This window comes from Micromonospora sp. 15K316 (genome assembly GCF_004348525.1).
Classification (GTDB): Bacteria; Actinomycetota; Actinomycetes; order Mycobacteriales; family Micromonosporaceae; genus Micromonospora.
This window is the reverse complement of the sequence record NZ_SMKG01000243.1, coordinates 1-8,561: the sequence shown is the minus strand read 5'-3', so window position 1 is coordinate 8,561 and position 8,561 is coordinate 1. Positions and strand designations below refer to the sequence as shown.

The 8,561-nt window shown below is 72.9% G+C and carries 6 protein-coding genes and 1 pseudogene; 2 read left to right on the top strand and 5 right to left on the bottom strand.

From position 1 onward, the window contains the following. Positions 1-1,116 (top strand): annotated as a pseudogene (locus E1211_RS28025) (transposase); the annotation flags it as partial. A gap of 317 nt (positions 1,117-1,433) precedes the next feature. On the opposite strand, the gene E1211_RS28020 reads toward E1211_RS28025, so the two are convergent. The 4 genes from E1211_RS28020 to E1211_RS28005 all read right to left on the bottom strand — a co-directional run bounded on the left by E1211_RS28020 (position 1,434) and on the right by E1211_RS28005 (position 6,499). After that, complete coding sequence (locus tag E1211_RS28020; RefSeq protein ID WP_120673400.1) at positions 1,434-2,027, bottom strand: ATP/GTP-binding protein; 594 nt, start codon at positions 2,025-2,027, stop codon at positions 1,434-1,436. 1 nt (position 2,028) lies between these two features. Then, positions 2,029-2,409: a DUF742 domain-containing protein gene (locus E1211_RS28015; protein ID WP_120673933.1), complete on the bottom strand. Its 381-nt coding sequence runs from the start codon at positions 2,407-2,409 to the stop codon at positions 2,029-2,031. A gap of 95 nt (positions 2,410-2,504) precedes the next feature. Then, positions 2,505-2,909, bottom strand: a complete 405-nt coding sequence (locus E1211_RS28010; protein ID WP_076471087.1) for a roadblock/LC7 domain-containing protein — start codon at positions 2,907-2,909, stop codon at positions 2,505-2,507. A 2-nt stretch (positions 2,910-2,911) separates the two neighbouring features. After that, the gene (locus E1211_RS28005; protein ID WP_132352557.1) at positions 2,912-6,499 is read right to left on the bottom strand and encodes a sensor histidine kinase; all 3,588 of its coding nucleotides are present in this window, start codon (positions 6,497-6,499) and stop codon (positions 2,912-2,914) included. 193 nt (positions 6,500-6,692) lie between these two features. Between E1211_RS28005 and E1211_RS28000 the strand changes: the two genes are divergently transcribed. Continuing rightward, on the top strand, positions 6,693-7,322 hold the full coding sequence (locus E1211_RS28000) for a uridine kinase (protein WP_132352555.1): 630 nt from the start codon (positions 6,693-6,695) through the stop codon (positions 7,320-7,322). Here the strand turns inward: E1211_RS28000 and E1211_RS27995 are convergent. Then, the gene (locus E1211_RS27995) at positions 7,298-8,383 is read right to left on the bottom strand and encodes an adenosine deaminase (protein ID WP_132352553.1); all 1,086 of its coding nucleotides are present in this window, start codon (positions 8,381-8,383) and stop codon (positions 7,298-7,300) included. The genes E1211_RS28000 and E1211_RS27995 overlap by 25 nt on opposite strands. Positions 8,384-8,561 lie beyond the last annotated feature (178 nt).

The window sequence follows — 8,561 nt, the reverse complement described above, 5'->3', positions numbered from 1 at the left end:
CCCGGGATCACCCCGATCGCACCCGCACAACGCGGCAAGGTGCCCCCCGCCGAGGCCGGCGAGCCGTTCCGGCCGACGTTGACCACCGCCGCGATCCAGAGCGCCCGGGCGGAGCGGCAGCGCACAGTGATCCCGCCGCGGCCGAAGACCACCGGGGACGCCGCGCCGCCGACGGGCGGGTTCAGCGCCACCGACCTGAGCGTTCCGGTGCCCGCGCCCCGGCCGGAGCCGGAATCCGCCCCACCGGGCTCGCGGGCGAACTGGCCGCTGGTCAACAACCCGGAGGACCCGGCCGACAGCCCGGCCGACACCGCGGTCACCTACCCGTACGGGGGTGGCCGTGGCGTCGACGCGCCGACCGACCCCGGCGCGGGCGAGGGGCGGGTCACCCCGCCGTGGCTCGCCGACGACCTGCCGCAGGAACCGCCGATGCTGCGGCTCGTCGAGCCGCCACCGCTGGCCGACCGGGCGCTGCGCGAGAACACCGACCCGCAGCTGGAACTTCCGTCACTGCGTCTGGTGGACGGCGCGGACGCCGGCCGCAACGGGCGGCCCGGCGCGCGGGCCGAACGCCCGTCGGTCGAGCACCGGCCGCCTCCGCCGGTCGAGCAGCGCCCGACCCCGCCGGTCGAACACCGGCCGACCCCGCCGGTCGAGCACCGTCCGCCGCCGGTGGCCGACGAGAGCGGCGACGGCGACCTGCTGATCTTCGCCCAGGCCAAGTCCGCCTGGTTCGTCGGGCACGACGACGACGTGGACCTGGACTGGGCCAGCCTCGCCGACAGCGGCTGGCAGGCGGCCGAGCAGGCCGCCCGGCCCGCCGTCGGCTCCGAGACCAGGGCCGGGCTGCCCAAGCGGGTGCCGCAGGCCAACCTGGTTCCCGGGTCGCCGCTGCGGGAGGAGCGGCCGCTCCGGATCGTCCGGGACGCGGCGAGCCTCGCCGAGAACACCACCGGTTACTTCCGTGGCTGGCGCCGGGGGCAGGAGATCGGCGGCTTCGCGGTCGGCGGTCGCCCGGGCCGGGAGGCCGCCGGCGGCTGGGACTTCAGCCGTGACCACGGTGACCGCGACGACGACCGGGAGTACGAGTACCGCTCCGCCGGCTACCGCTCCTAGCGCCTCTGAACAACAGAGCCCCTGCTCCGACCCGAACGGGTTGGCGCAGGGGCTCTTTCGGTTGCCGGGCGAGTCCGGGTCGGCGGCGGTGGACCGCCGCTCGACGACGACGGTTGGACCCGACGACCGCCGTTCGGCGACGCCGGCCGGACGCGCCGACGACCCGCCCACGGCGACGGCTCGGCTGGCACAGACGGAGCGACGCCGGATCACAGCCGTCGGACCGGCCACGAGATCGGCGGCGGTCGGCCACCAGGCGACGAGCGCCCCGGCGCGGCCTCAGCCGCCCCGGGGCGCGTCGACGTGTTGGTTACCGGTCAGGCCGGCGTGACCGCGCGGGAGCGCCGCATGGTGAGCACGTACTCGACAAGCGAGATCAGCACGTGCTTGGTCGACTCCCGGTTACGGGCGTCGCAGGCCACCACCGGGACGTCGCTCGAGATCGCCAGCGCGTCACGAACGTCCTGCGGGTCGTGGTACTGCATCCCGTCGAAGCAGTTGATGGCCACCAGGTACGGCAGCCGCCGGTGCTCGAAGAAGTCGATCGCCGCGAAGCAGTCGGCGAGCCGCCGCGTGTCCACCAGCACGACGGCACCGATGGCGCCCCGCACAAGCTCGTCCCACATGAACCAGAACCGGGTCTGACCCGGCGTACCGAACAGGTACAGGATCAGGTCACGGTCGATGGTGATGCGGCCGAAGTCCATGGCCACCGTGGTCGTCGCCTTCCCCGGCACCTGCCGGGTGTCGTCGACACCCACGCCGGCGGAGGTCATGATGGCCTCCGTCGTCAGCGGCGTGATCTCCGAGACCGAACCGACCAGCGTCGTCTTGCCGACGCCGAATCCACCGGCGATAACGATCTTCGCCGACGTCACTCGCCCGCTTTGGGTCGGCGGGCGGTGCGACATGTCAGAGCCTGCGAAGTCCACTCAGCACCCTCTCCAGCAGTTCAGTGCCCACCGCGTCGTCCGAGTCGTCCAGGATGGTCGGCTCGTGGACTGCGACCAGGCCGTCCGTCGCCATGTCGGCGATGAGCACCCGGGCCACACCGAGCGGGAGCTGCATCCGCGCCGCGATCTCGGCGAGCGACTGGACGCGTCCGTCACACAGCGCGGCGATGTACTGGTGCTCGCGACCCTGGCCACCACTGCCGTTCGCAGCGGCGGCCCGGCCGCGCACCGTCGTCTCGACGAGCGCTTCCAGCGCGATGTCGAGTCGGGGGCGGGTACGACCACGGGTCACGGCGTAAGGACGGACCAACGCTCCGGTCGGTTCGTCACGATCGGCCATGTCGCCGCTCACCTCCTTCGTACCCGGCACCGGCTCCACCCGGTGGAGCCCCACTTGTCGTCGTTGCTGCCCCGCCGACGTCGGTCAGCAGGGTGTCAGCCCAGCATTCCCGCGGCGGCGCGCGGCGCCGGGGTGAGCGCGTCGCCCACCCGGTCGACGAGCAACGCCATCTCGTAACCGACCTGCCCCACGTCGGAGCTGCGGGCCGCCAGCACGGCGAAGGACGAGCCGTCCGAGATGGACATCAGGAACAGGAAGCCGTTGTCCATCTCCACGACCGTCTGCAGCACCGCGCCTCCCTCGAAGCAGCGGGCCGCGCCCTGGGTCAGGCTGACCAGACCGGACGCGATCGCGGCCAGCTGGTCGGCGCGGTCACGCGGGAGATCCCGTGACCCCGCGAGGAGCAGGCCGTCCGCGGAGACGGCGACCGCGTGCGCGACCCCCGGCACCCGGTCGGCGAAGTTGGCGAGGAGCCAACCGAGATCCTGCGTAGTAGTCATCGTTATTGCTCCTTCTGCCCGCTCCCGGCCACTGGGCCTGAGTCAGACTGCGAGGATTGCTGCCCACCCGGAGCCGCCTCCGGGTTGGTCGGGTTGCCCTCCGAGGGGTTGCTACGCCCCCGCTGCACACCTCGGTGGTAGGCCGAGAGCAGACCGCGAACGGCCTCCGGCGAACGCCGTTGGACGGACGTGGTCGGCTTCTCCACCGCGCCCGGCACCAGCTGCGCCATCGGCGTGCGCTTCGGCAACCCGGTCGGGGTGGTCGAGCGTACCGGCACATCGCTGGCGGCCGTGGCGGCCCGCCAGCCGTCGTCGGCGGCGGTCTCCCAGCTGTTGCCCTGTTGCGTGGGCCGGCGGCTGGGCAGGCTCTCGGCGGCGGTCGGACGGCTGCCCCCGTTCGCGCCCAACCCGTTCTCCCGCGGCGTCGGTGTGTCTGCCATCGGTGCGTTACCTGTCGTCCCGGGTGTCTTCGTCTGGACGGCCTGACCGCTGGCGTCGACCGCGGCGAACTGTTGCGTCGGCGCACCGCTCGTCGCCGCCGGCTTCGCGGCGCCCGCCGTCTCCTCCGGCCCCGGTCGACGGGTACGGAACCAGGCCGATTCGAGCTCCCGGAAGATCGGCAGCTCCATCGTCTCGTCCGCGTACCGCTGCTGCGGCTGGGCCTGCGGAGCCGGCGCGGGCCGGTTGGCTGCCGGCGGCGTGGCCGGCGCGGGAGCCGGCTGGCTCTCGGGCCGGGGCACCCGCGGCAGTTCGGTAGTCATGTCCAGCGCGGCGGCGAGGCGCTCGGGCACCGGCGGCGTGGCCGCCTCCCGCTCCGCGTCGGCCACCGGCGGCCAGGCCGGCGGTGCCGAGGGGGCCGCGTCCGGCCGGGACGGCAGGGGAACTCCCGGGGAGGCCGGAGCCGGCTGGCCGGCGAACGGCGGCGCCGAGTACGCCTGCGGCGTGGCCGGCGGCGCCGAGTACGGCTGTGCCGTGGCCGGCGGCGCCGAGTACGGCTGCGTCGAGTACGGCTGCCCCGAGGCCGGCGGCGCCGAGTACGGCTGGCCGGAGACCGGGGGCGCCGAGTACGGCTGCGCCGAGACCGGCGGACCCGCGTAGGGCGAGGCGGAGGTCGGCGGACCCGCGTACGGCGAGGCCGAGACCGGAGCACCCGAGTACGGCTGGGCGGAGACCGGCGAGCCGGAGACCGGGCCACCGGAGACCGGGGGCGCGTAGGGGTTCACCTCGGGGCTGCTGGGCAGCTGCCGCGGGATCGCCGGGGGCTGTCCGCCGGACGGGTCGGCGTCGCCCCGACGCTGCGGCAGCGGGTCGATCGGCTGCCCGTTGGCGGGACGCGGAGTGAACGCGCCGGCGCCGTTGGCCGGGGCGGCGCCGGTGAGGTCCGACCAGGCGGGCATGCCACGCCCCGGGGCGGCCGGCGCCACCGGGCCGGAACCGTTCGGCGACGGCGGGTCGAAGGCCCGGCCGCCGAGGGTCACCTGGTTGCCGGACTCGCTCTGCCGCACACCCAGCGCGGGCAGCGCGCCGAACGTCGGCGTGGGCGCGGTCGGCGCCGCGGCGCCGGCCGGAGCGGGCAACGCCGGGGGCTGCTGCACCCGGCCGGAGAGCGCGCGCGGCACCAGCACCGACGCGGGGAGTACGACCTCCGCCACGGTGCCACGATCGGTGCCGGGACGCAGCTCCACCCGGACGCCGTGCCGGGACGCCAGCCGGGCGACCACGACCAGACCCATCATCCGGGAGACGGCCACGTCCACCTGCGGCGGCGTGGCGAGCCGCTCGTTGAGCTCCTGGAGCTGGTCCGCGCTGATGCCGATGCCGCGGTCCTCGACGTAGAGCGAGGAGCGGTCACCGACCCGGCGGGCCTCGACCTGCACCTGGGAGTCCGGCGGCGAGAACGCGGTGGCGTTGTCGAACAGCTCGGCGACCAGGTGGACCAGGTCGTTGACGGCGTGCGCGGCGATCTCGATGTCGCGGTCGATGACGCCGAACTCGATGCGGGTGTAGTGCTCGACCTCGGACTGCGCCGCGCGCAGCACGTCGATGAGGGCGGCCGGCTCCCGCTGCACGCGGGTGGAGTCGGCACCGGCGAGCACCAGCAGGTTCTCGTCGTTGCGCCGCATCCGGGTGGCGAGGTGGTCGAGCTGGAACAGCTCGGCCAGCCGGTCCGGGTCCTCCTCGCCGCGTTCGAGCCGGTCGAGGTGCCCGATCAGGCGGTCGACCAGGATCTGCGACCGGCGGGCGAGGTTGACGAACATCGTCGCGACGGACGCCCGCAGCGCCGCCTGCTCGGCCGCGGTACGGACGGCCTCCAGGTGGACCGCGTTGAACGCCTCGGTCACCTGGCCGAACTCGTCCTTGCTCCGCACCGGGAGCGGTTCGGCGATCTGGTTCGCCAGCTGGGACGGGGAGAGCTGACCGGTCACCTGCGGGTCGCGCAGCCGGGCCACGGCCTGCGGCAGGCCGTACTGGGCCACGGCGAGGGCGCCCTGACGCAGCTCGCGCAGCGAACGGGCCATCGAGCGGGCGACCAGGTAGGCGAAGAGGATCGCCAGCAGGAGCATGCTCAGCAGGAGGCCGGTCTCCAGGAACACCTGCCGCTGCACGTCGGAGCGGATACCCTCGGCCAGGCGGACCACGTCGCCGTCGAGCTTCGTCTCCACCGTCCGGATCAGCTTCGCGTTGGCGACCATGGCCGCGTCCCACTGGTCCGGCCCGAACGGGGCGCCGACCATGCTGCCGCTGGTGTTGCCGTTGATCCAGCCGATGTAGCGCTCGGCCTCGCGCCGGTCGCCGCCCGCGATGGTCTGGTCGTGGAAGCGGGCCTCGTCCTCGGTGGCCACCGCCTTGAAGTTCTGCGCCGCCTGGTCCTGCCCGGTACCGCTGGCGATGTACTCGGTACGCAGTGCGGGGGTCAGCTGCCGCTGCGCCAACGCCTGGTGCACCACCACCCGGCGCAGGGAGAGGAACTCCTTCTCCCGCGCCACCGCGGCGGCGGCCCGCATCCGGTCGCTCAGGTTGTTGTCACCGGCGAGCTGGGTGGTCGAGTCGCGGATGGCGAGCAGGTCGGTGATCACGCCCTCGTACGCCTGCGTCGCCTCGACCGGCCGGAGCTTGCCGTTGTAGACCTGGCTGCGGATGCCCGGCAGATCGGTGAGGCTCCGGTCGATCTTGTCGAGCAGGGTCTCGAGGCTGCTCGGGAGCCCGTCGATCGACGCGCGCTGCCGCAGGTAGGGAGCCTTCGACTGGTCGACGCGGGTGTTGACCCGGTTGTACGCCTCCTGGTACTGCGCTCTCGCCTGGCCGGGGGGCGACACCAGCAGCAGCACGGCGGTGGTCCGCTCGTCCTGCACGGTGTTGATCAGGTCACCCGAATAGCCGGAGAGGTTGGCAAGGTCGCCGGCCCGGTTGGCATTGTTGAGCGTCTCCAGGTGGTCGACCAGACCGTTGGTGCCCACCACGACCGTGGCGATGGTCGGCACGATCATGATGAGACCGAGCTTGGACCAGATCGGCATGTCCCGGAGTCGACTGGCCGGCTGGCGCAGCCGCGACAGGAAGGAGCCCGCCGTCTTCGGCCGTTTGCTCACGTCACCGTCCTCGCGATTTACAGCTTCAGCGCGTTGCCCGGGCAACGCCCAGCGACCGACCCGGCGGGTCGGACCCCCGAGATTCCATCACGCCGCTCGGCAAGAAGAAAGCCCAGGTTGGCTGGCGCCCACGGTGTGGTGAGATGTTGAAGGTTTTTGATAGCACACTGTCTGGCCGGAGTTACTGAAGGTAATGAATCATCCGTATCGCGTCGTACTGCTGGCCGGCCCGTCCGGCTCGGGAAAGTCGTACATAGCGCAGCGAACCGGGCTTCCGGTGCTCTGCTTGGACGACTTCTACAAGGACGGCGATGACCCTACGTTGCCATGGCGAAACGGCCAGGTGGACTGGGAGTCACCAGACTCCTGGGACGCCGAGGGCGCCGTGGAGACGATCGCCCGGCTGGCGCGGGACGGTCGGGCAGAAGTGCCCGTCTATGCAATAGACGCGGACCGGCGGGTGTCCACCCGGACATTTGACATAGCCGGATCGCCACTTTTTGTGGCCGAAGGGATTTTCGCCGCCGAGATCGTCCGGGAGTGTCACCGGCGGGGACTCCTCGCCGGGGCGTACGCGCTGCGCCGGCCCCGCGGCGCCACCTTCCTCCGCCGGCTCGCCCGCGACCTGTCCGAGCAGCGCAAGGCGCCCCGGGTACTGGTCCGACGGGGACTGACGCTGCTCCGCGCCGAACCGACGGTGCTACGCCGCCAGACGAACCTGGGCGCGGAGGCGGCCCGCGGCCGCGAGGTGCTGCACCGGGTGGCCGGCCTGCTCGCCGGCCACCCGCCCCACCCGGATCAGTCCCGCAGCAGCGGCGCGTAGGCGGGCTTGATCACCTCATCAATGATCTTCAAGCGCTCGTCGAACGGTATGAACGCGCTCTTCATCGCGTTGATGGTGAACCACCGCAGCTCGGCCCAGCCGTAGCCGAACGCGTCCGCCAGCAGCGCCATCTCCCGCGACATCGAGGTACCGCTCATCAGCCGGTTGTCGGTGTTCACCGTCACCCGGAAACGGAGATCCCGCAGCAGTCCGATCGGGTGCTCGGCGATCGACGCGGCGGCGCCGGTCTGCACGTTCGAGGAGGGGCAGAGCTCGAGTGGGATGCGCTTGTCCCGCACGTACGCGGCCAGCCGGCCGAGCACCGGCTCCGGCCCCTCGGTGCTGATGTCGTCCACGATCCGTACCCCGTGGCCGAGCCGGTCCGCCCCGCACCACTGGATCGCCTGCCAGATCGAGGGGAGCCCGAACGCCTCACCGGCGTGGATGGTGAAGTGGAAGTTCTCCCGCTGGAGGTACTCGAAGGCGTCCAGGTGCCGGGTGGGCGGGAAGCCGGCCTCCGCGCCGGCGATGTCGAAGCCCACCACGCCCGCGTCCCGGTGCCGGACCGACAGCTCGGCGATCTCCTGCGAGCGGGCGGCATGCCGCATCGCGGTGAGCAGCGTGCCCACCCGGATCGGGCGGCCGGCCGCGGCGGCCTCGGCGCTGCCCTCCGCGAAACCGGCGAGCACCGCCTCGACGACCTCGTCGAGGGTGAGGTCCCGCTCCAGGTGCTGTTCGGGGGCGAACCGCACCTCGGCGTAGACGACCCCGTCGGCGGCCAGGTCGAGCGCGCACTCCCGGGCCACCCGGCGCAGCGCGGACGCGGTCTGCATCACGGCCACGGTGTGCGCGAACGTCTCCAGGTAGCGCTCCAGCGAACCCGAGTCGGCCGCCCCGACGAACCAGCGCCCGAGCTCCTCGGGATCGGTGGCCGGGAGCTCGTGCCCCACCTCCGCGGCCAACTCGACTATCGTCGCCGGCCGCAGGCCACCATCGAGATGATCGTGCAGCAACGCCTTCGGGACCTTGACGATGTCCTCGTACCGGATGTTCGCGACCATGCCCAGACCCTAGTGCGGCGCCCGGAGGACGGTCAGCGGGCCGCGCCGACCCGGACGGCGACCGGCCGACCGGGCGGGTACGCACCGACAGGCCCGAGGGTGGGCCTACCGTAGTCGACGTGGAGCCGCCCGATCGCGATCGCCGAGGCTCCGCGGTCGCCGCCCCGCCCCGCCGCGC

What these genes read in the sequence shown, in the direction of transcription:
- E1211_RS28020 (WP_120673400.1), bottom strand. Translation starts at nt 2,027, where the DNA reads ATGTCGCACCGCCCGCCGACCCAAAGCGGGCGAGTGACGTCGGCGAAG.
- E1211_RS28015 (WP_120673933.1), bottom strand. Translation starts at nt 2,409, where the DNA reads ATGGCCGATCGTGACGAACCGACCGGAGCGTTGGTCCGTCCTTACGCC.
- E1211_RS28010 (WP_076471087.1), bottom strand. Translation starts at nt 2,909, where the DNA reads ATGACTACTACGCAGGATCTCGGTTGGCTCCTCGCCAACTTCGCCGAC.
- E1211_RS28000 (WP_132352555.1), top strand. Translation starts at nt 6,693, where the DNA reads ATGAATCATCCGTATCGCGTCGTACTGCTGGCCGGCCCGTCCGGCTCG.
- E1211_RS27995 (WP_132352553.1), bottom strand. Translation starts at nt 8,383, where the DNA reads ATGGTCGCGAACATCCGGTACGAGGACATCGTCAAGGTCCCGAAGGCG.